General features: G+C 39.0%; 27 protein-coding genes and 2 other annotated features. All 27 genes read right to left on the reverse strand.

All coding sequences use genetic code 11. The annotated features are described in order from the left end of the window. Window positions 1-39: 39 nt before the first annotated feature. Entirely contained in the window at window positions 40-642 is a 603-nt protein-coding gene (locus tag MHB55_RS20625) for a class I SAM-dependent methyltransferase (RefSeq protein WP_340863906.1), read from the reverse strand. Between the two features lie 77 nt (window positions 643-719). Beyond that, entirely contained in the window at window positions 720-1,082 is a 363-nt protein-coding gene (gene rplL, locus MHB55_RS20630; protein ID WP_144540947.1) for a 50S ribosomal protein L7/L12, read from the reverse strand. Between the two features lie 69 nt (window positions 1,083-1,151). Beyond that, window positions 1,152-1,652 carry a 50S ribosomal protein L10 gene (rplJ, locus tag MHB55_RS20635; protein ID WP_144540945.1) on the reverse strand — a complete coding sequence of 167 codons (501 nt, stop codon included), beginning with the start codon at window positions 1,650-1,652 and terminating at the stop codon, window positions 1,152-1,154. Window positions 1,653-1,685: 33 nt separating this feature from the next. Next, window positions 1,686-1,829 (reverse strand) — a sequence feature (ribosomal protein L10 leader region). Window positions 1,830-1,872: 43 nt separating this feature from the next. Next, window positions 1,873-2,565: a 50S ribosomal protein L1 gene (rplA, locus tag MHB55_RS20640; protein ID WP_144540943.1), complete on the reverse strand. Its 693-nt coding sequence runs from the start codon at window positions 2,563-2,565 to the stop codon at window positions 1,873-1,875. A 128-nt stretch (window positions 2,566-2,693) separates the two neighbouring features. Next, entirely contained in the window at window positions 2,694-3,119 is a 426-nt protein-coding gene (gene rplK / locus MHB55_RS20645) for a 50S ribosomal protein L11 (protein WP_144541048.1), read from the reverse strand. A gap of 166 nt (window positions 3,120-3,285) precedes the next feature. After that, entirely contained in the window at window positions 3,286-3,819 is a 534-nt protein-coding gene (gene nusG / locus MHB55_RS20650) for a transcription termination/antitermination protein NusG (protein WP_144540941.1), read from the reverse strand. Window positions 3,820-3,921: 102 nt separating this feature from the next. Next, window positions 3,922-4,107, reverse strand: coding sequence for a preprotein translocase subunit SecE (gene secE / locus MHB55_RS20655; RefSeq protein WP_144540939.1), 186 nt, complete (start codon window positions 4,105-4,107; stop codon window positions 3,922-3,924). 43 nt (window positions 4,108-4,150) lie between these two features. Then, a complete protein-coding gene (gene rpmG / locus MHB55_RS20660; RefSeq protein ID WP_144540937.1) occupies window positions 4,151-4,300 on the reverse strand; it encodes a 50S ribosomal protein L33 in 150 nt (49 codons plus the stop codon). Window positions 4,301-4,374: 74 nt separating this feature from the next. After that, window positions 4,375-5,046: an RNA polymerase sporulation sigma factor SigH gene (gene sigH / locus MHB55_RS20665; protein ID WP_144541046.1), complete on the reverse strand. Its 672-nt coding sequence runs from the start codon at window positions 5,044-5,046 to the stop codon at window positions 4,375-4,377. A gap of 44 nt (window positions 5,047-5,090) precedes the next feature. Then, entirely contained in the window at window positions 5,091-5,600 is a 510-nt protein-coding gene (locus MHB55_RS20670; RefSeq protein ID WP_144540935.1) for an NYN domain-containing protein, read from the reverse strand. Window positions 5,601-5,604: 4 nt separating this feature from the next. After that, window positions 5,605-6,366 carry a 23S rRNA (guanosine(2251)-2'-O)-methyltransferase RlmB gene (gene rlmB / locus MHB55_RS20675; protein ID WP_151112042.1) on the reverse strand — a complete coding sequence of 254 codons (762 nt, stop codon included), beginning with the start codon at window positions 6,364-6,366 and terminating at the stop codon, window positions 5,605-5,607. Next, complete coding sequence (locus MHB55_RS20680) at window positions 6,366-6,728, reverse strand: Mini-ribonuclease 3 (protein WP_144541044.1); 363 nt, start codon at window positions 6,726-6,728, stop codon at window positions 6,366-6,368. The genes rlmB and MHB55_RS20680 overlap by 1 nt, the downstream gene beginning before the upstream one ends. A gap of 61 nt (window positions 6,729-6,789) precedes the next feature. After that, window positions 6,790-8,190 (reverse strand): cysteine--tRNA ligase, encoded by a 1,401-nt coding sequence (cysS, locus tag MHB55_RS20685; protein ID WP_144540931.1) that lies wholly within the window; start codon window positions 8,188-8,190, stop codon window positions 6,790-6,792. Continuing rightward, on the reverse strand, window positions 8,171-8,845 hold the full coding sequence (gene cysE / locus MHB55_RS20690; RefSeq protein ID WP_154312064.1) for a serine O-acetyltransferase: 675 nt from the start codon (window positions 8,843-8,845) through the stop codon (window positions 8,171-8,173). The genes cysS and cysE overlap by 20 nt, the downstream gene beginning before the upstream one ends. 48 nt (window positions 8,846-8,893) lie before the next feature. Beyond that, window positions 8,894-9,114: a binding site (T-box leader), on the reverse strand. Window positions 9,115-9,170: 56 nt separating this feature from the next. Next, window positions 9,171-10,634 carry a glutamate--tRNA ligase gene (gene gltX / locus MHB55_RS20695; RefSeq protein WP_144540927.1) on the reverse strand — a complete coding sequence of 488 codons (1,464 nt, stop codon included), beginning with the start codon at window positions 10,632-10,634 and terminating at the stop codon, window positions 9,171-9,173. A gap of 153 nt (window positions 10,635-10,787) precedes the next feature. Continuing rightward, window positions 10,788-11,267, reverse strand: a complete 480-nt coding sequence (gene ispF / locus MHB55_RS20700) for a 2-C-methyl-D-erythritol 2,4-cyclodiphosphate synthase (protein ID WP_144540925.1) — start codon at window positions 11,265-11,267, stop codon at window positions 10,788-10,790. 1 nt (window position 11,268) lies between these two features. Continuing rightward, a complete protein-coding gene (gene ispD, locus MHB55_RS20705; protein ID WP_151112034.1) occupies window positions 11,269-11,961 on the reverse strand; it encodes a 2-C-methyl-D-erythritol 4-phosphate cytidylyltransferase in 693 nt (230 codons plus the stop codon). Between the two features lie 64 nt (window positions 11,962-12,025). Further along, window positions 12,026-13,117, reverse strand: coding sequence for a PIN/TRAM domain-containing protein (locus MHB55_RS20710; RefSeq protein ID WP_144540921.1), 1,092 nt, complete (start codon window positions 13,115-13,117; stop codon window positions 12,026-12,028). 232 nt (window positions 13,118-13,349) lie between these two features. Then, on the reverse strand, window positions 13,350-14,720 hold the full coding sequence (gene radA / locus MHB55_RS20715; protein WP_340863907.1) for a DNA repair protein RadA: 1,371 nt from the start codon (window positions 14,718-14,720) through the stop codon (window positions 13,350-13,352). 195 nt (window positions 14,721-14,915) lie between these two features. Beyond that, window positions 14,916-17,366: an AAA family ATPase gene (locus MHB55_RS20720; protein ID WP_144540917.1), complete on the reverse strand. Its 2,451-nt coding sequence runs from the start codon at window positions 17,364-17,366 to the stop codon at window positions 14,916-14,918. Then, window positions 17,363-18,460 carry a protein arginine kinase gene (locus MHB55_RS20725; RefSeq protein ID WP_340863908.1) on the reverse strand — a complete coding sequence of 366 codons (1,098 nt, stop codon included), beginning with the start codon at window positions 18,458-18,460 and terminating at the stop codon, window positions 17,363-17,365. Before MHB55_RS20725 ends, MHB55_RS20720 begins: the two co-directional genes overlap by 4 nt. After that, the gene (locus MHB55_RS20730; protein ID WP_144540914.1) at window positions 18,450-18,992 is read right to left on the reverse strand and encodes a UvrB/UvrC motif-containing protein; all 543 of its coding nucleotides are present in this window, start codon (window positions 18,990-18,992) and stop codon (window positions 18,450-18,452) included. The genes MHB55_RS20725 and MHB55_RS20730 overlap by 11 nt, the downstream gene beginning before the upstream one ends. Before the next feature lie 15 nt (window positions 18,993-19,007). Then, window positions 19,008-19,481: a CtsR family transcriptional regulator gene (locus tag MHB55_RS20735; protein ID WP_144540913.1), complete on the reverse strand. Its 474-nt coding sequence runs from the start codon at window positions 19,479-19,481 to the stop codon at window positions 19,008-19,010. 166 nt (window positions 19,482-19,647) lie between these two features. Then, complete coding sequence (locus tag MHB55_RS20740; protein ID WP_340863909.1) at window positions 19,648-20,106, reverse strand: GNAT family N-acetyltransferase; 459 nt, start codon at window positions 20,104-20,106, stop codon at window positions 19,648-19,650. 11 nt (window positions 20,107-20,117) lie between these two features. Beyond that, the gene (rsgA, locus tag MHB55_RS20745) at window positions 20,118-21,125 is read right to left on the reverse strand and encodes a ribosome small subunit-dependent GTPase A (RefSeq protein WP_445678255.1); all 1,008 of its coding nucleotides are present in this window, start codon (window positions 21,123-21,125) and stop codon (window positions 20,118-20,120) included. Window positions 21,126-21,506: 381 nt separating this feature from the next. Continuing rightward, window positions 21,507-22,406, reverse strand: coding sequence for an ABC transporter permease (locus MHB55_RS20750; RefSeq protein WP_144540909.1), 900 nt, complete (start codon window positions 22,404-22,406; stop codon window positions 21,507-21,509). Next, window positions 22,384-23,307 carry an ABC transporter ATP-binding protein gene (locus MHB55_RS20755; RefSeq protein WP_144540906.1) on the reverse strand — a complete coding sequence of 308 codons (924 nt, stop codon included), beginning with the start codon at window positions 23,305-23,307 and terminating at the stop codon, window positions 22,384-22,386. Before MHB55_RS20755 ends, MHB55_RS20750 begins: the two co-directional genes overlap by 23 nt. Window positions 23,308-23,354: the final 47 nt, after the last annotated feature.

The following is a 23,354-nucleotide window of genomic DNA, read 5'->3' on the forward strand; positions in this document are numbered from 1 at the left end:
TTTTGCATTTTATTATAATATCATAGCGATTTTGTCAAGTCAATCTTTTGTACCCTTTATAATCCAATAACCTTTTTCTTTGTTCACAACTTCCACTTGACCAAAAATCTCTTCTAAAAAACTAAAAGTAGATGGTGCCCCTTGTTTCTTTTGAATGACAACCCACAATTCTCCCCTTGAAACTAATTTATCAAAGGAATCTTTATAGAAACGAAATATAGTCTCTTTTCCAGCGCGAATGGGTGGATTAGTTATAATAGCCGCAAAGTTTGCAGTTTCCACTGCTGACAACCCATCACTTTCATAGATTCGCACATTTTGTACCCCGTTAGCAGCCGCATTTTTTACTGCAAGTTGGATTGCACGCGTGTTAACATCTACTAAATGAACTGTTCTTTCTTCATTTGCTTTTGCAATGGCAAGCCCAATCGGACCATAGCCACAACCAACATCCAAGAAGTCTCCCTCTTGATCTGGCGCTTTGAAAGTATCGATTAATACACGGGAGCCAAAATCTACTTCGCTCTTACTAAAAACACCAGCATCTGTTTCAAATCGAAAATTATGGCCTAGCAATTTAAAGTTCCAATGTTGAGGCTTACTTTCCGTTTGAGGTTTTCTAGAATAATAATGTTCAGACACCGTTTAACCCTCCATCATACATACGAAGAAAAGCTCGTCGTTTAAAGACGAGCTTTTTCCCCGAGTTGTACCAAAAATTACTTAACTTCTACGTTTGCTCCAACTTCTTCAAGTTGTGCTTTCATAGCTTCTGCATCTTCTTTAGATACGCCTTCTTTAAGTGCTTTTGGAGCGTTGTCAACTACTTCTTTAGCTTCTTTCAAGCCAAGACCAGTGATTTCGCGAACTACTTTGATTACTTTAATTTTTTGGTCTCCTGCAGATGCAAGGATAACGTCAAATTCAGTTTTTTCTTCAGCAGCAGCAGCACCGCCACCAGCAGCTACAGCTACAGGTGCAGCAGCAGTAACACCAAATTCTTCTTCAATTGCTTTTACTAAGTCGTTTAATTCAAGAACTGTCATTGATTTGATAGCTTCTAAGATTTGCTCGTTGTTCATTTTATTTTCCTCCTATTATTGGATATGTTTTAGGCTATTAGCCGATTTTTGTGCAAAGTTCATAAGGAATTATGCGCCTTGCTCTTCTTTTTGTTCTGCAACAGCTTTTGTTGCAAGTGCGAAATTGCGCACTGGAGCTTGAAGTACAGATAAAAGCATAGATAGTAGTCCTTCGCGTGATGGAAGTTCTGCTAAAGCTTTTACATCTTCTGCTGAAGATACGTTTCCTTCGATGATCCCTGCTTTAATTTCTAATTGTTCGTTCTTTTTAGCAAAATCATTAATGATTTTTGCAGGAGCAACTACGTCTTCGTTAGAGAATGCAACAGCATTTGGTCCAACTAAGAATTCGTTAATTGCATCAACTCCAGCGATTTCAGTCGCACGACGTGTAAGTGAGTTTTTATAAACTTTGAACTCAACGCCAGCTTCACGAAGTTGTTTACGTAATTCTGTAACTTGAGCAACATTTAAACCACGGTAGTCTACTACAACTACTGAAGCAGCAGCTTTAAATTTCTCTGCAATGTCGTCTACAATCACTTTTTTCGTTTCAATTGCTTTGCTCATCTTGGCACCTCCTATAAGAATTGGGCCATTTATACCGACAAAAGAAAAGCCTCTGATCTACGGATAGACACAGAGGCAGAAAGTCATCATCTAATTAGAATCTGAATTTACGTGTCCTCGGTAGGATATTAAGCGACAAGTCGCTCCTACTGTCTTCGGTACAAATGTATATTTCACAACAAAAGTCATCTTAACAGATAGACTATTAGGTTGTCAATTATTATTTTACTGATGAAGCATCAACTTTAATAGCTGGACCCATAGTAGTTGTAACATTTACAGACTTCATGTAAATACCTTTTGAAGCAGCAGGCTTAGCTTTTTGAACTACTTCAAATACAGACATAAAGTTTTCTACTAATTTGTCGTCTTCGAAAGAAACTTTTCCGATTGGAGCGTGAATGATCCCTGCTTTGTCAGCACGGTATTCTACTTTACCAGCTTTGATTTCTTCGATAGCTTTAGTTACATCAAATGTAACAGTACCAGTTTTAGGGTTTGGCATTAAACCTTTTGGTCCAAGTACGCGACCGATTTTACCAACTTCACCCATCATGTCAGGAGTAGCTACGATTACATCGAAGTCAAACCATCCTTGTTGGATTTTGTTGATGTATTCCACATCACCTGCATAGTCTGCACCAGCAGCTTCAGCTTCTTTAAGTTTTTCACCTTTAGCGAAAACTAATACGCGTTGAGTTTTACCAGTTCCGTTTGGAAGAACTACTGCCCCACGGATTTGTTGGTCGTTTTTACGAGTATCGATTCCTAGACGGAAAGCAACTTCAACTGTTGCGTCGAAATTAACTGTGCTAGTTTTTTTAGCAAGCTCGATTGCTTCTTTAGCTGAATACAATGTATTTTTGTCAACTAATTTAGCAGCTTCTTGTAACTTTTTACCTTTGTTAGCCATTTAAAATGTCCTCCTTGATAGTGGTTTTAGCGGAATAAACCTCCCACGTGTAAAGGTTGCAGTTATTCTTAGGAACAACTACAACCTTCCAAAAAAACAATTGCGTCATATCAAAATCACATTAAGTATTAGTCTTCGATCGTAATACCCATGCTACGTGCTGTACCTTCAACCATCAACATAGCTGTTTCAACAGATGCAGCGTTTAGATCTGGCATTTTTTGTTCAGCGATTTCGCGAACTTTATCACGTTTAACTGTCGCCACTTTAACGCGGTTTGGTTCACCTGATCCAGATTGAATTCCTGCTGCTACTTTAAGTAACACTGCTGCCGGCGGAGTTTTTGTAATGAAAGTAAATGAACGGTCTTCAAATACAGAAATTTCAACCGGAATGATTAGACCTGCTTGATCAGCAGTACGTGCGTTGAACTCCTTACAGAATCCCATGATGTTAACACCCGCTTGTCCTAATGCAGGACCAACCGGTGGCGCTGGATTTGCTTTACCAGCAGGAATTTGTAATTTTACAACTTTAATCACTTTTTTAGCCACGAGACACACCTCCTTAAGTCCGTGATGTGGTAATTGGGTTGCCCCTCCCACTCAAATATCTGTCTCTCAGCTCTGCGCTGATAACATTTAGAAAATTCATGCAGACTTTTTTTCAGTCTGACCTTTGAAATGATACCACTTATCCATTTTTTTAGCAAGTAATAAATTATACTTTGATTACTTGTTCGAAATCTAGTTCCATATTTGTTTCGCGCCCAAACATATCGATAGAAACAGTCACTTTGCCTTTTTCGGCTTCAATAGCTTCTACTTTACCTTGGAAATGCGCAAATGGTCCTTCTAATACTTCTACCAATTCTCCGATTGAGAAGTCTACTTCAACTTTGCGATCATTCATACCCATTTGTTTTAACATGGATTGAACTTCTTCTGGAGCAAGAGGAGTTGGTTTTGTACCGCCACCTGATGAACCAAGGAAGCCAGTAACACCAGGTGTGTTTCTCACTACATACCAAGCATCGTCTGTCATGATTAACTCAACAAAAACATATCCTGGGAATGTTTTTCTAGTTACTACGCGTTTTTTCCCATCTTTGAAATCTGTTTCTTCTTGTTCAGGGATGAACACTCGGAATATCTTATCAGACATCCCCATTGTTTCTACGCGTTTTTCTAAATTTGCTTTTACTTTATTTTCATACCCAGAGTACGTATGAACAACATACCAATTTTTTTCCATAGTGTCGGGACTTAAGCGTCCTTCCCTCCTTTTCTAAGACAAATGAAAAAACCCGTTCGTTGACTAAGACGGGCTATTTTCAAATATTTACATGCTACAAACCTATAACTCCAAGTACCAACGGAACAATTCAGAAATTCCTAAGTCTACTACTGCAAAGAATACAGCCATAACCACTACTGTTGCAAGCACAATGATTGTATAGCGTGTTAACTCTTTACGTTTTGGCCAGCTTACTTTTCTCATTTCTGATACTACGTTTTTAAAAAAACCACCAATATTAGCCATTTTAGCTAAACCTCCACATGGAAAATCTATCTTACTTCTATACTCATATCGTTTGTTTGTGTACTGTATGAGCATTACAATGCGTGCAATACTTTTTTCTTTCTATGCGAACAGAACCGGTATCTTTAGATGCAGGGACTGTATAATTGCGGTTACCACATTCTACGCAACTCAAGACAATTTTCTTAGTCATTTTCTCACCTTTTCGGCGTATAAGTCTTTTTCAAGATTATCACCTTCGCCATACCATGTCAACAAAATCCCAAATTATGCATAATTACTTCCAATTTCCATATAACGCTCCAGTTTACGTTTTACTCGCTGTAACGCGTTGTCTATAGATTTAACGTGACGATTCAATTCTTCAGAAATTTCTTGGTAGGACTGCCCATCTAAATACAAGGCAAGCACTTGCTGCTCTAGTTCACTTAATATCTCTCCCATTTTACCTTCAATGTAATCATAATTCTCTCTATTTATGATTAATTCTTCAGGATCGTCTACAACTGAGCCAGCAATCATATCCATTAGTGTTCGATCTGATTCTTCATCATAGATAGGCTTGTCCAAGGAAATATAAGAATTAAGCGGGATATGTTTTTGCCTAGTAGCTGTTTTAATAGCAGTAATAATCTGTCTAGTTATACAGAGTTCAGCAAAAGCTCGAAAAGATGAAAGCTTCTCTTCTCTAAAATCTCGAATCGCCTTATATAAACCAATCATTCCTTCTTGCAGAATATCTTCTCTATCAGCACCTATTAAAAAATAGGATCTACCTTTCATTCTTACAAATGATCGGTATTTCGTTATCAAATAATCTAGCGCTTCAGTGTTTCCTTGATGAACCATCTCTACAAGCTCTTCATCTAGTAAACTATCCAATTGTTGTAGATCCAGCTCTGTTTTTTCCAATGAAGTCACCTCAGCTAAATTAGACATATTTACCATCAGTATACAGGAAGCAAATTTATAGCGTCAATGAGTCATTTCATTCCTCTTCGCCATTTTTCGAAAATTTCCGCTACTTCCTCCGATAAAATAATTGTCGAAGTTGGCTTATTCTCTTGGATATTCTTCACTTTTTTCGTAATATTCGAGGAAATAGAAAGCATTTCAATTTCTAGTTCTCTAGCAGATTTTCTTAGCGCACCTTGTCCAAATATGACCCTTTGTTCTGTCATATCAGAGGTGGCTACATAGATTTGCACTCGCCTTCCACTTAGCTCTCGGGTTAGCTTTTCAATCCGTTCGTCTGCTGTTTCATTTTCTCTCGTATAGATAATTTCAACATCATACTGCATCTTTTTGTTTTCTATACCCGGTACTAAGTGAGCATCAAACACAACTATTACTCGAATACCGGTAAATGCTTTATACTCCGCCATTTGCTCGATTAGTCTATCTCTAGCATCTAGTAATTTATCTTTTTTTAGTTTTCTTAACTCGCTCCATGCGCCGATGATGTTATAACCATCGACAAGTAGAATTTGCATAATCCTATCCTTTGAGCGGGTTTCTTACGCGCAATACTTCATAAAGAAGTATCGACGCAGCAACTGACGCATTCAAGCTAGTTACATGACCAACCATCGGCAAATGGTAAAGAAAGTCGCATTTATCTTTTAACAATCGGCTCATCCCTTTTCCTTCACTGCCAATTATTAGAGCTAGTGGCAGTGTGGCATCCATATTTCTATAGTCTGTAGATTTGGCAGCATCTGTACCTGCAATCCATACCCCACGCTCCTTGAGCTCGTCCACTGTTTGCGCCAAATTTCCTGCACGATAAACCGGTATATGCTCAATAGCACCTGTAGATGCTTTTGCTACGACTGCAGTCAAACCAACCGCTCTTCGCTTCGGAATGATAATACCATGCGCTCCTACCGCATCTGCAGTTCGCATAATGGACCCTAGGTTATGTGGATCTTCAATTTCATCCAAAATAATAAAGAGAGGATCCTCTTTTTTACTCGCAGCTAGATTAAACAAATCGTCTAATTCCGCATATTTATAGGCAGCAACAGATGCAACAATTCCTTGATGATTTGCATCGGTTAAATTATCCAGTTTTTTCTTTGGTACGAACTGAACAATAATGCCAGCCTCCTTTGCCAGTTGAATAATTTCCGTCACTCCACTTTTTTGGATGCCTTCCGCTATCCACACTTTGTTCATATCTCTTCCTGAACGTAATGCCTCTACTACAGGGTTTTTACCAGCAATAATTTCTCCTGTTTGTTCTGTTTGATCAGCCATTATTTTTTCTCTCCTTTCTGTCCATCAATAAAGTCAATGGAAAAATCCAGGACCTCTTGCAGGCGTTCTGCTTGCTCACTTAAGTATAAGCTTCCAATAACTGCTTCAAACGCGGTACTATAATGATACGTTAAAACGTCTGTATTTTTAGGGACAGTTCCAGATTTGGCATTTCTGCCTCTTCTTAAAACAGCCTCCTCTTCCTCTGTCAAAAATTTAGTGTTTAACATTTCTTTCACTATCATCGCTTGCGCCTTGGCAGATACATACTTTGTTCCTTCCTTATGCAGGATATTCGGTCTTACACGCCCCGAGCGGATGAGGTGTTCGCGCACAACTTGCTCGAACACCGCATCTCCCATATAAGCTAAGGCCAAGGAATTAAGTTGCTTTACGTCAGATACTTTAAAGTTTAACAAAAGGTCACCCTCTCTTCCATCGGATACCTTGGGCAGTATCTTCCAAAATAATATTCATTTCTTTTAGTTGATCTCTAATTTCATCTGCACGAACAAAATTGCGATCTTTTCTCGCTTGATTTCGTTCTTCGATAAGAGCATCGATTTCCTCATCCAGGACCTCTGACTCCTTAGAAAGGGTAATTCCAAGAACTGCTGTTAAGGAATCTAAAATCGAAATAAATTGCTTTAGCACTGATTCAGATGTTTGCTTCTCTAACAAATATGTGTTCGCTAATTTAGATAGCTCAAATAATGCAGCTATTCCATTTGCCGTATTAAAATCGTCATCCATCGCTACTTCAAATTGCTGTTTTACTTCCTCTATTTTGTGCATCCACACGTCATGCTGATCACCTAAATCCGCTGTTGTTTTTAAGCGATGAAGAACATTTTCATACGAGGTACGGATACGTTCCAAACCTGCCTCCGCTTGCTCCACAAGTTCCTGTGAGTAATTAATAGGGTTACGATAATGAACACTAAGCATAAAGAAACGCAATATTTGTGGGTCAATTTGCTTGCGGATATCATTCACCAATACGAAGTTGCCGAGCGATTTAGACATTTTTTCGTTGTCTATATTGATATAACCGTTATGCATCCAATATCTTGCAAATGTCTTGCCGGTTCTAGCCTCTGATTGGGCAATCTCATTTTCATGGTGAGGGAAAGTTAAATCCTGCCCTCCTGCGTGAATATCAATCGTGTCTCCTAAAATTTCACGAGCCATAACAGAACATTCAATATGCCATCCCGGACGACCTTGACCCCATGGGCTTTCCCAGAATATCTCACCCGGCTTTGCAGCTTTCCAAAGAGCAAAATCTAATGCATCCTCTTTCTTTTCACCTCTCTGAATACGAGCCCCTACTTTTAAGTCATCCACCGATTGATGGGAGAGCTTTCCGTAACCCTCGAACTTTCTTGTACGATAATAGACATCACCTTGTGATTCATAAGCATAGCCTTTTTCTACTAATACCTTTATAAAATCAATGATTTCCACCATGTGATCCGTTACACGAGGATGGGAATCTGCTTTTGAGCATCCTAAAGCTTCTACATCTGCAAAATATGCATCGATAAAGCGACTAGTCAATTCGGATACATCTTCTCCAAGTTCATTTGCAGCTTTAATAATTTTGTCATCTACATCTGTAAAGTTTGATACGAATGTTACGTCATATCCACGATACTGTAAATATTTGCGTACAGTATCATATACAATAACTGGTCGAGCATTTCCAATGTGAATATAGTTATATACCGTTGGACCACATACATACATTTTTACCTTTCCTTCTTCTATTGGCACAAAAGGCTCTTTTTCACGTTTTAATGAATTAAATATTTGAATTGTCATGACGATTAGCTCTCTCCTTTTCCTCTGTCAGTCGATCAATTTCTTGCTGCAGCAACACAATCTTACCTTCCATCTCCTTACAGCGATCAGTGAACGGATCCGGTAAATCTTGATGGTCTAAGTTTCTCTTTACCTTTTTGCCATCCTGAATAACGACTACCCCTGGTATTCCAACTACCGTCGAGTTCTCTGGAACATCCTTTAAGACTACAGAGCCTGCTCCAACCTTACTGTTGTTGCCAATTGTAATGGAACCCAATACTTTAGCTCCAGTAGCTACTAAGACATTATTTTTAAGTGTAGGGTGTCTTTTTCCTTTTTCTTTTCCCGTCCCACCTAAAGTTACTCCTTGATATATGGTACAATCGTCACCTATTTCACATGTTTCTCCAATAACAACACCTGAACCATGATCAATAAAGAAACGTCTGCCAATTACTGCTCCAGGATGGATTTCTACACCTGTAAAGAATCTGCTTATTTGGGATATTAGCCTTGCAAGAAAGTACCATTTCTTTTTATAAAAGGCATGGGCTATCCGATGACTCCAGATTGCATGTAAACCGGCATATGTTAAAACAACCTCTAGCTTGCTGGTTGCGGCTGGGTCCTGCTCAAATACCACTTCTATATCTTCTTTCATACGCTCAAACATTAAAATCACTCCTTTTTTCCACAAAAAAAGTCTCTGTCTATAAATATAGACAGAGACGCTCATTCGCGCGGTTCCACTCTGATTGGAAAGATACACATACTCTTTCCCGCTTCACATCTTTAACGCAGATGATACGTCCAGCCTACTCATAGTTCGGCATGGCGCTCTGAGGTGCATTTCCATAACTCATTGGTTCAGACCACTTTCAGCCGGTGATGGTCCTCTCTAAAGAACTTGCGTTACGTACTTCTCCTCTTCTTAGCTTTCTTTTTTTCGTTCATGAATTGTACACTCATTTTCACACCTTGCAGTGGAAAAGTCAATTTTATTGTTTTGCGTATTTAGAAACTCTAGCGATTACTTTTTCTTTCCCTATTAAGCTGATCGCATCTGCTAATTCTGGACCATGCGTCTGACCAGTTGTTACGACACGGATAGGCATAAATAGGTTTTTCCCTTTATGTCCAGTTTCTTTTTGGACCGCTTTAATAGACGCTTTAATCTCAGCTGCCTCAAATGTATCTAAGCTCTCTAATTGTGCTTTAAATGCCGTCATGACTTCCGGAACTTGTTCGCCAGTCAAAACTTCTAGAGCTTCTTCATTATATGCAACGTCGTCGTTGAAGAACAATGATGACAATTCAATAATTTCTGCTCCAAAACTCATTTGATCGTGATAGAGGGCTATTAAATTAGTTGCCCATAGTTGTTGCTCCTCTGACAATTCTGCAGGAAGAAGACCCTCTTTTTGCAGATGTGGCAAGGCAAGCTCTACTACTTTTTCAAGTGGTAGCTGTTTAATATATTGATTATTCATCCATGTTAATTTTTGCTTATCAAACATAGATGGTGATTTTGAAAGACGAGTAACGTCAAATAGCTTGATGAATTCTTCCTTAGAGAAAATCTCTTCCTCTCCTTCAGGAGACCATCCTAATAGAGCAAAGAAGTTAAACATAGCTTCTGGAAGATAACCCAGGTCTTTATATTGTGCAACAAATTGAATAATCGATTCATCACGTTTTGATAATTTTTTACGACTCTCATTAATGATTAAAGTCATATGACCATATTGTGGATACTCCCAGCCAAATACATCAAACACCATTAATTGTTTTGGAGTATTTGATAAATGCTCTTCTCCTCGGAATACATGTGAAATTTCCATTAAGTGATCATCTAATACTACTGCGTAGTTATACGTTGGGATGCCATTAGCTTTTACAAGTACCCAGTCTCCAACGTCTTTCGATTCAAAGGAAACAGATCCACGAACTAAATCTTCAAACGTATACGTTACATTTTCAGGCACACGCATACGGATAGTATAAGGCATTCCAGCCGCTTCCTTCTCTTGCACTTCTTCTTTAGATAAATGTCTGCATTTTCCGTTATACATCGGTGCAGCCACGCCATTTTCTTTTTGTTGCTCACGGTCAGCTTCTAATTCCTCTGAAGTACAGAAGCATTTATAAGCATGTCCTTTTTCTAGCATTTCTTCCGCATATTTTGTGTAAATATCTAAACGCTCCATTTGTCGATAAGGCGCATAAGGTCCACCGATATCTACAGATTCGTCGTATTCCATTCCTAACCACTTTAAGTTATCCAGCTGCGATAATTCTCCGCCTTCAATATTACGCTCAATATCTGTGTCTTCTATACGGACAATAAATTTCCCGTTATGGTGGCGAGCAAATAAATAATTGAATAATGCTGTACGTGCCCCTCCAATATGGAGATTTCCTGTAGGACTTGGTGCATAGCGTACGCGAACTTCTTGTGTCATTATAAATCCTCCTAGTTATCTTGCGTTTAAATTAAACCTTCGTCTGGAAAGTGGAATCAATCAGTTTTTAAGGCAAGGCATATCTTTACTTTTGCCTGTCTGCTAAAGTAGTAAACTTTATCTATTCTACCACTGCCAGTAGTTTTTTTAAAGTTAGTCTTTTTTCAATAAAAGGATGGTAGCTAAAGATGCAATTCCTTCCTCTCGTCCAGTAAATCCTAACTTTTCAGTAGTCGTCGCCTTCACGTTGACTTGTGACACATCAGCTTGCAAAAGCTCTGCAACTTTGGCGCGGATTTCCTCAATGTAAGGAGCCATTTTAGGCTTCTGAGCAATAATAGTGCAATCTACATTTCCAAGCTTGTAGCCTCGCGCATCTACTAGCTTCCATATATGCTCGAGTAATTTAGCGGAATCTGCATCTTTAAAATCGGGATCGGTGTCAGGGAAATGTCTGCCAATATCTCCCTCTCCAATAGCTCCTAGCGCTGCATCTGTAATTGTATGAAGCAATACATCCGCATCCGAGTGACCAATTAGCCCTCTTTCATAGGGTATCGTGATTCCTCCTATTATTAATGGGCGATTGTCTGCAAATTCATGTACGTCAAAGCCTTGTCCAATTCTTAACAATTTATTGTTCCTCCTGCTTTCGTTTATTTAAAATTACTTCTCCAAAAAGTAAATCCTCTTGAGTGGTAACCTTTACGTTATCATAGGTGCTCTCCACGATGTGAACCTTTTCACCTTGTCTTTCTACCAACATGGCCTCGTCTGTTCCTAAAAAGGACTCTAGCTCTGCCATTCTTTCGGCTTTTTCCAATATGTTATATTGAAAAGCCTGTGGAGTCTGGATGATCCATAGGCTCTCTCGTTCAACCGTTTCCTGTATTATACCATTTTGAACTTTTTTCATCGTATCTTTGGCACGAACTGCTGCTACAGCGGCTCCAAATTTTTCTGCGGCCTGTACTAGACGATGGATAACGTCTTGATGGATGAAAGGTCTAGCAGCGTCATGTACTAACACAACTTCTTTAGAGGGGCTTGCCTTCAAGCCTGCATACACACTGTGCTGCCTTTCTGCTCCTCCTTCAGTTATTGCCGCAACCTTTTGAATAGAATACTGCAGAAGAAGCTGCTCTATATATGATTGTTCATCTTTTTTTACCGCTAAAACAATATGAGCACATTGGGGATCTCGTTCAAATACGCGGAGGGTATGTATTAGTACAGGTATATTTTTTAATTCTATAAAAAGCTTGTTATGCTCTGCTCCCATTCTTTTGCCACTTCCCGCAGCTGGTAAGATTACTGTGTAAGCCATTTCGTTTTCCTCCTCCGTTACAAAGAAAAAGGGTATGCTCCTAAAAGGAAACACCCCTTACTACTTATTTCGTTTCCTGTGGTTTCGCAAAGATCATTCGTCCTGCCGATGTTTGAAGGACACTTGTCACTTCCACATTAATCGCTTGTCCGATGAACGCTTTACCACCTTCAACTACAATCATCGTGCCATCATCTAAATAAGCTACACCTTGATTATGCTCTTTTCCATCTTTAATCACAACAACATGCATTATTTCCCCGGGAATAACTACGGGTTTGACAGCATTAGCTAAGTCATTAATATTCAATACCCGCACTTGATGCAATTCACATACTTTGTTTAGATTAAAATCATTGGTTACTACTACGCCACCCATTTTTTTGGCTAGACGCATTAGCTTTAAGTCGACCTCTTGAACATCATCAAAGTCTTCCTCCACTATTAAAACCGCAGTGCTTCTTTCATCCTTCAATTTGTTTAAAACATCTAGACCTCTTCGTCCTCTTGTTCTTTTTAACGTATCAGAAGAATCTGCGATATGCTGAAGCTCCGTTAAAACAAATTGAGGAACTACTAGCACACCTTCCATAAAGCCCGTTTCCGATATATCTGCTATTCTTCCATCAATAATGACACTCGTGTCTAGCAGCTTATAGGTACCCAACGGAAGTTCCTTGGCTTCCTCCTCAGCTGTTTTTTTCTTCAAAGAAGGTAGTTTAGAGGACGGGGTGAACACATGTAGCAATTCGTCTCTCTTTTTGTATCCTACCTGGAAACCTAGATATCCTAAAATAATGGTTAAGAGAACAGGGGCAACCGAACGAATGACTGGTAGCTCAATAGTTGATACAGCCGAGCCAAGGAAGAAAGCTACCACTAACCCGATTACCATCCCTAGTGTCCCAAATAACAAATCTCCGATTGGGGCCTTTAAAAGCCTTTCTTCCATCCATTTGATAAAATGTATTAAGTAATCTGTTAAAAATAGGGCAGCCACATACAGCATGATTGCTCCGATTATTACGGAAACATATAAATTATTAATCAAAGGGTTGTCGGATAAATTGATTAGTTCATATAAGTGCGGTAAGAATAGCAACCCTAATGTTCCACCTATCAATACAAAAGCAATTTGGATAATCCACTTTAACAAATTTTCCACCTCCATTTAAATTTTATTATACTTCCTGTTTTCCCTATACGTCTAATAAGTCGCAAGGAAGAAGGTTATCCCTTGCCCGCTAAACTAACATGAAAATGTCAGATTGACACTCTAACGTGTACAACCAAAGCAAAGGATTACCTATCTGTTACTTTTAAATCTATGAGTACACCCAGTTAAAACAAGAGTTAGACTTGAATACGTTACAGCATCTTATTTCTTTTTATGAAAAGGCTTCTTTCATCACCTGGTTTACAGAGTCTACTCCAATAACCTGCAGACCCTTCGGATAATCCCAGCCCCCCATATTAGATGCAGGGATAATTGCTCGTTTAAAGCCTAGCTTAGCTGCCTCTTGCACTCTTTGTTCAATCCTAGATACTCTTCTTACTTCTCCTGTTAATCCTACCTCACCTATAAAACAGTCGGTTGGAGCAGCACCCGTATCTCTAAAACTAGATACGATACTTACTAGGACGGCTAAATCGATGGCAGGTTCGTCTAATTTTACTCCACCAGCAACTTTTATGTACGCATCCTGTGTTTGAAGTAGCAGTCCCATGCGCTTTTCTAGCACGGCCATTAATAAAGAAATTCGATTTTGATCAATCCCCGTGGCCATCCTTTTTGGATAATTAAAGCTCGATTGTGTCACAAGCGCTTGAATCTCTACTAAAATCGGTCTTGTCCCTTCCATTGAGGCAACAATGGCAGATCCAGCCGCTCCATGAGAACGCTCCTGTAAAAATAATTCAGATGGGTTCAGTACTTCCCTTAAACCCTGTTGCACCATCTCAAAAATAGCAATCTCATTGGTAGAACCAAATCTATTTTTTTGTGATCGCAATATGCGATGATTATGATGACGTTCTCCCTCAAAGTATAAAACAGTATCTACCATATGCTCGAGTATTCTTGGACCAGCAATTTGCCCTTCCTTAGTTACATGTCCCACCAAGAAGATGGCAATATTTTTAGTCTTCGCAATCCGCATTAGCTCAGCTGTACTTTCACGCACTTGGGATACACTTCCTGGGGCACTTGTTACCTCTGGATGATGAACCGTTTGGATAGAATCCACTATTACAAACCGTGGGCTTACTTGATCAATCGTTCCATTGATCAATTCTAAATTGGTTTCCGAATAAATATAAAGTTCATTTGAAGTGACTCCTAGACGTTCCGCTCGGAGTTTTGTCTGGCGGATTGATTCTTCTCCTGATATATAGAGTACTCTTTCTCCTTTATTCGCAAGAAGGGCAGAAACTTGTAAAAGAAGCGTTGATTTACCTATACCTGGATCTCCCCCGATTAAAACTAGGGAGCCTGGCACAATTCCTCCACCTAATACACGATTCAATTCTACTAAATCAGTTTGTACACGTGGTTCCTCGACTGTTTCAATCGATATGATTGGGGTTGCTTTTTGAGTGACTCCAGACGAATGCTGAAAAGAATGTCTAGGTCCCTTAGAAACTACCTCTACCTCTTCCACCATGGTGTTCCATTCTCCACACCCCGGACATCTCCCCATCCATTTAGCAGCCTCGTAACCGCAAGAGTTACACATAAATTTTGTTTTCTTTTTAGCCATATGAACCTCCTATTAAGAAAAGCACAAGCGCCTATGTCTGCCACGACAAGCAAATGGAGAAAAGCTTAGGAGCAGCTTTTTTCCATTTGACCTCAAGGGGCTAGGCGCTGGAGCTAGATAAGCGCTTTACAAAAAACTATAAACTTTCTTAACCTGTAAAAAAGGCATTCCGGTAATCTCGGAATGCCTATATTATTAACTTTCTGTGACAGGTTCTGTTGTACGAACAACAAATTCGTCATTTTCTACATCAAATACTACACGCTGACCAGTTAAAACTTCCCCTTTCAACAATTCCTCTGAAAGGCGATCCTCCACATGTTTTTGTAGTGCACGGCGTAACGGACGTGCTCCGTATGTTGGATCGTAACCTTCGGTAGTAATTTTGTCTTGGGCAGCTTCCGTAAGCACTAGCTCTATTCCTTGTTCTTTTAGACGCTTCGCTAGCTGTTCTGTCATTAACGTCACTATTTGTTTTAAGTGTTCTTTTTCTAATGAGTGGAACACAATCATTTCATCCAAACGGTTTAAGAATTCTGGGCGGAATGCTTTTTTCAATTCTTCAAGCATTTTACCTTTCATATCTTTGTAATCCGTTTTCCCAGCCTCTTGTAGATTAAATCCTACATGCTTATTGTATTTAAGTGCGTCCGCACCAACATTTGACGTCATAATTACTACTGTATTACGGAAGTCTACCGTACGTCCTTTAGAATCTGTTAAACGACCATCTTCTAATACTTGTAGAAGGATGTTGAAGACATCTGGATGTGCTTTTTCGATTTCATCTAAAAGGATAACCGAATACGGCTTGCGACGAACTTTTTCAGTTAATTGACCACCATCATCGAAACCTACATATCCAGGAGGTGAACCTACTAAACGAGAAGTAGAGTGTTTTTCCATGTACTCAGACATGTCTACTCGAATCATTGCATCCTCGTCCCCGAACATTACCTCTGCCAATGCGCGAGCTAGTTCTGTTTTACCTACTCCAGTAGGACCTAAGAAGATAAACGAACCGATTGGACGCTTAGGATCTTTTAGCCCTGCGCGAGCACGACGGATCGCACGAGAAATAGCATCTACAGCTTCTTTTTGACCAATAACTCGTTCATGTAATTTGTCTTCTAGTTTTAATAATTTCTCAGATTCTGTTTGAGCAAGCTTGGAAACAGGGATTCCCGTCCACATAGAGACAACAGCAGCAATATCCTCTACAGTAACTTCTGATTCTTCTTTGCCTTGTTTTTCTTTCCAAGTGTTTTTCATTGTTTCTAATTTATCTTTTATCTTCTGTTCTTTATCACGGAAAGATGCTGCTTTTTCAAATTCCTGGCTTTGAACAGCTGCATTTTTCTCAGAACGAACAGCTTCTAATTTAGCTTCTAATTCTTTTAAATTAGGAGGAGTTGTATAGGAACGAAGTCGTACCTTAGAACCAGCCTCATCTATTAAGTCTATCGCTTTATCAGGCAAGAAACGGTCTGAAATGTAACGGTCTGACATTTTAACGGCTGCTTCTACTGCCTCATCTGTAATTTTCACTCGGTGATGTGCTTCATAGCGGTCACGTAATCCATAGATAATTTGTACCGCTTCTTCAGCAGAAGGCTCGTCAACTTGAATCGGCTGGAAGCGACGTTCCAGTGCAGCATCTTTTTCAATATATTTGCGATACTCATCTAACGTAGTGGCACCGATACATTGTATTTCTCCACGAGCCAGAGCAGGCTTCAAAATATTAGAGGCATCGATTGCACCTTCTGCTCCACCAGCACCGATTAATGTATGAAGTTCGTCGATGAATAGAATGACATTCCCCGCTTGGCGAATTTCATCCATTACTTTTTTCAAGCGGTCTTCGAATTCTCCACGATATTTAGTACCAGCAACAACCGTACCCATGTCTAAAGTCATAACACGTTTATCTCTTAATATTTCCGGTACCTCATTTTGAACAATTTGTTGAGCAAGACCTTCTGCAATTGCAGTTTTACCAACACCTGGTTCTCCTATAAGAACTGGATTGTTTTTCGTACGACGAGCCAAAATTTCTATAACGCGTGTAATTTCCTTGCTACGGCCGATGACTGGATCTAGCGTACCTTCTCTTGCAATTTGAGTTAAATCCCTTGCTAATCCGTCTAACGTTGGAGTGCTAGCTGGAGCGACCCCATTGGAATTGCTGTTACTATGGGATTGATCGGAGCTTCCCAATAATTGAAGCACCTGCTGGCGCGCTTTGTTTAAGCTTACACCTGCATTGTTTAACACTCTTGCAGCTACACCTTCTCCTTCACGGATTAACGCGAGAAGTAAATGCTCTGTTCCAATATAAGAATGACCAAGCTTTCTAGACTCATCCACTGAAAGTTCAATCACTTTCTTAGCGCGAGGCGTATAGTGAACAATAGGGCCGACTTCCTCTGCCCCAGTTCCAACTAGCTCCTCAATACCTGCTTCTATTACTTTTGGATCTACTTCAATTGCTTCTAAAGCTTTTGCCGCAATACCACTTCCCTCACGAATAAGTCCAAGTAATATATGTTCTGTTCCTATAGATTCATGCTTTAAGCGAATAGCCTCTTCTTGAGCTAATTGTAAAACTTTTTGCGATCTTTGCGTAAATCGATTAAACATCATGCAGGTTCCTCTCCTTTTGTTTTCTCTTTTTCTCCTTTTTGCAAACGTTCCCTTAACAGCTTAGCTCGAAACATATCACGCTCCGAAGCATTTAAAGTTGTACCAGCATACTTTTGTAAAAATCCTGGCTGCATAAAAACCATACATTCATTTAAGATAGACATATCCACATCTTGAATAAGTCCAATATCTATCCCTAAGCGTACATCGGATAGGCATCTTGCTGCCTCCTCCGTTGTCATAAGACGAGCATAGGATAAGGTTCCTAACGAACGATAAAGACGATCCTCTAGTGTATTGGGAGAATGCTTTAATAGTGCATCTCGTGCTTCTCTTTCTTTTTGAATAATTTGTTCCGTAATGCTTTGAAGATCAGCTAGTATATCCTCCTCAGTCTTACCAAGTGTCGTTTGATTTGATACCTGATAAACATTGCCGAGCGCTTCACTACCCTCTCCATATATCCCTCTTACAACCATTCCAAGTCGAGAAATAATGGTTACTATTCGATTCATTTGTTTTGTTTTCGTTAATGCAGGTAAATGCATCATAACTGATGCCCTAAGTCCAGTGCCCGTATTAGTAGGGCAACTTGTTAAATATCCAAACTGTTCATCGAATGCGTAAGGTAATTCTTTTTCCAATAAGCTATCTATATTATCTGCCCGTTTATAAGCCTCTTCAATTTGGAGGCCTGGAAAAAGGCACTGGATCCTAATATGGTCCTCTTCATTTACCATGAGACTAACAGATTCATCCTCCGATAAAAGGACGGAGCCTGTATCCGGAGAATTTGCCAATTTGGGACTGATCAAATGCTTTTCTACTAACACTTGGCGTCCGAGCTCAGATACATCTTTTATCTGAATGGAGGAAAATTTCATTTGCAATGCTTCATCAGCAGCATCCAACAAAGTGGCTGAAACAGATTGGTCAATTTTATGCGCTTCGTCCTCTGTAAATGCAAGAGGGAAGCGAAATCCATTCAGATTTCTAGCCAATCGGATCCTTGTGCTCATCACAATGTCAGAATGCTCTCCTTCCCCTTCCATCCAACTAGATCTGGAATTATCTAAAAAGTTATCAACCGACATAGTGGTCGCCACCTCCTTCGACAAGCTGTTTTTCTAGTTCTTTTACTTCATCTCTCAGCTTAGCGGCATCCTCAAATTGTTCATGCTCGACAGCATCCTTCATTTGTGTACGTATTGCTTCAATTCTTTTCTTTAAAGCTATTTTTTCACCAAGTACCCCTGGTGCTTTTCCAATATGTGTCGTATTGCCATTATGCAGACGTTTTAAAACTTGGGGTAAATGAGGACGAAAGCTTTCATAACAAGAAGCGCATCCAAACTTACCTTCCTCTAAGAACCTCTCAATAGACCAGCCACATTCATTACATTCAAGTGTTTTCTGTTGTTTTTGTTGAACCATCTGCTGATCCGCGTGGTTAAACCAATTAGATAGAAGCTGATGGAGAGATAATGGGTCTTGTTTATATTCAACATAAAACGGGTGTAGGCTATTTGCACAAACCTCACAATAATGTCGTTCAAAGTGTTCTCCGTTATGCACCTGTGTAACCGTCACTTTGGCCGGTCTTTGCTTACAATTTTCACAAATCACTTTTCAACACCCCGTTCATTTTTCACTTTTTTCATATTTTAACGTTAATAGCATCGCACAAAGTATTCGTGCTCTTAGATCGTCTCTTGCAGGCAGTGGGATGGCTAAAGTCGTTCTGGCTAAGGCTGCTAAAATAATTTTTGCTTCTCGCTTAGTTATCACTTCTTCATCCAATAATCTAAATACAATATCTTCTGTCGCGGACTCAGACGCCCCGGCTTCCAGACTTTGTATTATATGCTCAATCAATTCAGCTTTTGTATGGGCCCGAACGCGGAGGATTCGAATATACCCACCACCACCTCGCTTACTTTCCACCAAATAACCACGGTCCTGTGTAAATCGAGTGTTTATAACATAATTTATTTGCGAGGGGACACAGTGAAATTTTTCAGCGATTTCACTTCTCTTTATTTCAATCTGCCCTCTACTTTCTTCTTCGATAATTGACTTCAAATAACCTTCAATAATGTCAGATATATTTCTCATCTTCTCTCACCTCTTCTCATTAAAACTGACTTTGACTATATTTGACTATATTATATAGCGAAATTTTTGTATGTGCAATTGATATGCCTAACATAAAAACAACAAAAAAACTACCAACATTTATTGTCAGTAGTTTTAGGTTGTATCAAAATGGAAACTTATATTCTTATATTTGTGAATTGTATTTGAGTTGTGTAATAAAAAAATTAGGCTCTACTTCAATGTCCTTTATTTTGGAAAAGTTGTGTCTTTCGTACAAAGTAAGCGCCGGTTTATTTTTTGCACCAGTAGTTACTATAACACTTACACTATTAGGAGCGAGGTCCAATACGTATTTTAACAGCTCAGTAGCTATTCCCTTCCTGAAATGATTAGGGTGGACAATTAGCCTACAGATATCCATTTCATCTCCATTAATTTCATATGAAATAAAACCAAGCAGTTGTTCCTTTTCATACTTTCCTATATAAATTTCTTTAGAAGCTTTAATATCCTCTGTAGTTTCCTTAAGCTGCGGAATGCCATCAAAACCGATAATCTCCGCTTCCTTTCGATAAGCCGGAAGCTGTACTTCAAGCATTTCTTCTGCTACAGATTGATTGTGATGATCAAGTAATAAAATCATTGAGTACCTCGTTAAACTTTTCTTTTTTTATTGTTTTTTTGGGCTTTAGATAATTGCTTCCATTTATCTCGCTCTGTTTTTTGTGCAGCCAAGTCGTTTTTACGTTCCATATGGGCTAGTTCACGTAATAATTTTACATAGCTCCTATAACGATCCTCTTTTAGCACACCAGAACGAATAGCCTCCTGAATCGTACAGCCAGGCTCTTGTTTATGCTGACAGTCTCTAAATCGACACTGCATTGCAAGCTCTTCTATATCTTGGAAGCTGTTGCTAATCCCCTCGCTTGAATCCCATAGCTGAAATTCTCTCATCCCTGGTGTATCTATCAATAGCCCTCCTCCAGGTAACAAAGAAAGCTCTCTATGAGTTGTTGTGTGACGCCCCTTACTATCATCCTCTCGAATGTCACTAACCGCCATCACTTCTTCTCCTGATAGAGCATTTATCAAGGAGGATTTACCTACACCTGAAGAGCCAAGTAATGCACCTGTCTTCCCTTCGCCAAGAAGAGCGGCCAAGTCTTCTATTCCTTCTCCTGTAACACTAGAAACAGCAAAGATTTCGACGCCAAATGCAATAGATTCGACTTCATTGATATAATAATCCAATTGCTCACAAGCATCTTTTTTCGTTAGAACAACTACTGGTGTCGCCCCCGAATCCCAAGCTGAGAGTAAGTAACGCTCTAACCTTCTAACATTGAAGTCTTGGTTGAGTGACATCACTAAAAACACATAATCTACATTCACTGCAACCAATTGAATTTCCATAGTTGTACCAGCCACTTTTCTTGAGAATTGCGATTGTCTCGGTAAAACCTGTTGAATAATCCCTTTCTCTTCTCCTGGCATTTGCTCTAAAACAACCCAATCTCCTACTGCCGGAAAAGCTTCTCGATTGTTGTCAAATTTAAACTTACCTGAAAGGGAGCATAGCCACTCTCCATCATTTGTGACTACTCGATATAAATGTTTATGCTCGAGTAAAACTCGGCCTACTAATCCTTTGCTCGTCATCTTTTCTTCCCATTTACTATTCCATCCATACTTTTCGATTAAATTCAATTTAAATTTCCTCCTAATTTTCCCTAAAAATATTTTAATCGCCATTTTTTATTCGGCGAAATACTGGGCAACAAAAAAACCATGATTGCACGAATCAGCAATCATGGTTTCCCGATCATTAGTAAAGAAATTTCAAAAAGTATGGAGAAATAAGCTCGATTGTCTGTTTACAATCAAACCAATACCTATTCAGCCTACATTTAGAAAATTACAGAGTGGGACATCATGAACTTACTGATTCGTTTTGTGTTATATACAATAGCCATAATGCCTCACTCCTTTCCTTAAGTTAAATTCAGAATACTACAAGTTTTTGAAATATGCAATAGGCAATTACGCCGTTACATCACGTTTTGTAAATGACCAGTAGCTTGTTACTAGGAATATTAACAGATACACGACAATTATTATAATAGAAAAACTTAAGGTCATGCTTTCTATTAGCGGTGTATTTGTTCCGATAAATTGACTTAAATTTGTATTGGCAAATATAATGTATTTCGGAAATTCAAAGTCCAGCATTGCAAGAATTTGAGTTACTTGTACTCCTGCAAACATTAGGAAAATAGATATTCCAATTGCTAATGAGCTAGAGCGGAACACTGAGCCAATCATAAAAGCTAAGGATCCAATTACAAATACATTTACTAAAGACAGAGCAGTTAAAAGCAATAATCTGCCCCAGTACGAAACCTCCACTACCTTGCCATCGACTAGCTCTAACTGCGTACCTGGAATATTATCAAAGAAAATGTATCCAAAGATTATTCCCGAAACAAGAAGAACTATCGACATCATAATTGCAAATAGACCAACTGTGATTAGTTTAGACGTTAGAATTTTCCATCGCTTCATTGGTCTCGTTAGTAACATTTTAATTGTTCCTTGGGAAAATTCAGAAGCTACTATTCCACCAGCCACTACTACCGTAAATAATGTGACAACGGACATCATATTTGGAAGACCGCTGATAAACCCTTGTGCACTATCATCAACGATAGGAGACAAATTATTATCAGTTCTATATTTAGTTAGTTCAGGACCCTCAGAAATGGCAGTCATCTCTTCTACAGTAATAGTTTCTCCTTCACTACTCTGTGAAATATCTATTGAATAGACCCATTTTACAAGACCAGCCGAAGCAAGCATTAACAACACGAGCAATATAGTCATTACCCATGTTGATTTTTTAGTCCAAAGCTTTAACCACTCATTTCGTACGAGATTCAGCAATTTGCCCACCTCCTGTAATTTCTAAGAATTGATCTTCTAATGTTTTTCTATGTGGTGTTACGGAATAGATTTGTAAATCATTTGTAATCATTTCTGCAACAAAAGCAGGAACTTCTTCTTTGTTTAGAGGGATTACATAGCCAGTTCCTAAAGACTCAAAGGTGATTTCCTTATAATTAAAGAAATCTACTACCTTTTCTTGATTTGATGCTTCAATGTAATAATGAGATTTTTGCTGTTCATTTACCTCTTTAATAGATAAGAGCTTCCCATTTTGAATCACTGCAATTCTATCGCACATTAACTCTATCTCAGCGAGCAGATGACTTGAAACAAAGATAGACACACCTTGCTCTACTGCTATTTTTCTTAAATACATACGAAATTCACGAATACCTGCAGGATCTAGTCCATTGGTAGGCTCATCTAAAATGAGAAATTTAGGCTTATGTAAGATAGCCTGCGCTAAACCTAGACGCTGTCTCATTCCTAGAGAATAAGTAGATACCTTTTCGTTAATACGCTTTTGAAGTCCTACCTGAGCAATCACTTCGTCAATGCGTTCCTTGGTTATATTCTTATTCATTCGTGCAAAATGAACTAAATTCTTATACCCACTCATATATTTATACATTTCAGGGTTTTCTACAATCACCCCGACCTTGCTCATGGACTCCTCAAAATTCTCTGAAATAGGCTTCCCCTCTATAAATACCTCTCCTGATGTCGGCTCCATAAGACCTGTCATCATTCGAATAGTGGTTGTTTTCCCAGCTCCATTCGGCCCTAAAAATCCTGTTATTTGTCCAGGATATAAATCTAATGTAAGATCATCAATAATTTTCTTTTTCCCGATTACTTTAGTAAGATTTTGTAGTCTTACTATTGGTTTTCTCTCCATTTAATTCACCTTCCTTATCAATAATTTTGTTCTTATTAAGGTATACG

It is taken from the genome of Psychrobacillus sp. FSL K6-1267 (assembly GCF_038003265.1).
In the GTDB taxonomy this organism is placed as follows: domain Bacteria; phylum Bacillota; class Bacilli; order Bacillales_A; family Planococcaceae; genus Psychrobacillus; species Psychrobacillus faecigallinarum.

Bases quoted from the DNA above. Each gene is read 5' to 3' on its own strand.
- rplL (WP_144540947.1), bottom strand. From the start codon at position 1,082: ATGAACAACGAGCAAATCTTAGAAGCTATCAAATCAATGACAGTTCTT.
- rplJ (WP_144540945.1), bottom strand. From the start codon at position 1,652: ATGAGCAAAGCAATTGAAACGAAAAAAGTGATTGTAGACGACATTGCA.
- rplA (WP_144540943.1), bottom strand. From the start codon at position 2,565: ATGGCTAACAAAGGTAAAAAGTTACAAGAAGCTGCTAAATTAGTTGAC.
- nusG (WP_144540941.1), bottom strand. From the start codon at position 3,819: ATGGAAAAAAATTGGTATGTTGTTCATACGTACTCTGGGTATGAAAAT.
- secE (WP_144540939.1), bottom strand. From the start codon at position 4,107: ATGGCTAATATTGGTGGTTTTTTTAAAAACGTAGTATCAGAAATGAGA.
- rpmG (WP_144540937.1), bottom strand. From the start codon at position 4,300: ATGACTAAGAAAATTGTCTTGAGTTGCGTAGAATGTGGTAACCGCAAT.
- sigH (WP_144541046.1), bottom strand. From the start codon at position 5,046: ATGTCTAATTTAGCTGAGGTGACTTCATTGGAAAAAACAGAGCTGGAT.
- MHB55_RS20670 (WP_144540935.1), bottom strand. From the start codon at position 5,600: ATGCAAATTCTACTTGTCGATGGTTATAACATCATCGGCGCATGGAGC.
- rlmB (WP_151112042.1), bottom strand. From the start codon at position 6,366: ATGGCTGATCAAACAGAACAAACAGGAGAAATTATTGCTGGTAAAAAC.
- MHB55_RS20680 (WP_144541044.1), bottom strand. From the start codon at position 6,728: ATGGGAGATGCGGTGTTCGAGCAAGTTGTGCGCGAACACCTCATCCGC.
- cysS (WP_144540931.1), bottom strand. From the start codon at position 8,190: ATGACAATTCAAATATTTAATTCATTAAAACGTGAAAAAGAGCCTTTT.
- cysE (WP_154312064.1), bottom strand. From the start codon at position 8,845: ATGTTTGAGCGTATGAAAGAAGATATAGAAGTGGTATTTGAGCAGGAC.
- gltX (WP_144540927.1), bottom strand. From the start codon at position 10,634: ATGACACAAGAAGTTCGCGTACGCTATGCACCAAGTCCTACAGGAAAT.
- ispD (WP_151112034.1), bottom strand. From the start codon at position 11,961: ATGGCTTACACAGTAATCTTACCAGCTGCGGGAAGTGGCAAAAGAATG.
- radA (WP_340863907.1), bottom strand. From the start codon at position 14,720: ATGGCTAAAAAGAAAACAAAATTTATGTGTAACTCTTGCGGTTACGAG.
- MHB55_RS20720 (WP_144540917.1), bottom strand. From the start codon at position 17,366: ATGATGTTTAATCGATTTACGCAAAGATCGCAAAAAGTTTTACAATTA.
- MHB55_RS20725 (WP_340863908.1), bottom strand. From the start codon at position 18,460: ATGTCGGTTGATAACTTTTTAGATAATTCCAGATCTAGTTGGATGGAA.
- MHB55_RS20735 (WP_144540913.1), bottom strand. From the start codon at position 19,481: ATGAGAAATATATCTGACATTATTGAAGGTTATTTGAAGTCAATTATC.
- MHB55_RS20740 (WP_340863909.1), bottom strand. From the start codon at position 20,106: ATGATTTTATTACTTGATCATCACAATCAATCTGTAGCAGAAGAAATG.
- rsgA (WP_445678255.1), bottom strand. From the start codon at position 21,125: ATGACGAGCAAAGGATTAGTAGGCCGAGTTTTACTCGAGCATAAACAT.
- MHB55_RS20755 (WP_144540906.1), bottom strand. From the start codon at position 23,307: ATGGAGAGAAAACCAATAGTAAGACTACAAAATCTTACTAAAGTAATC.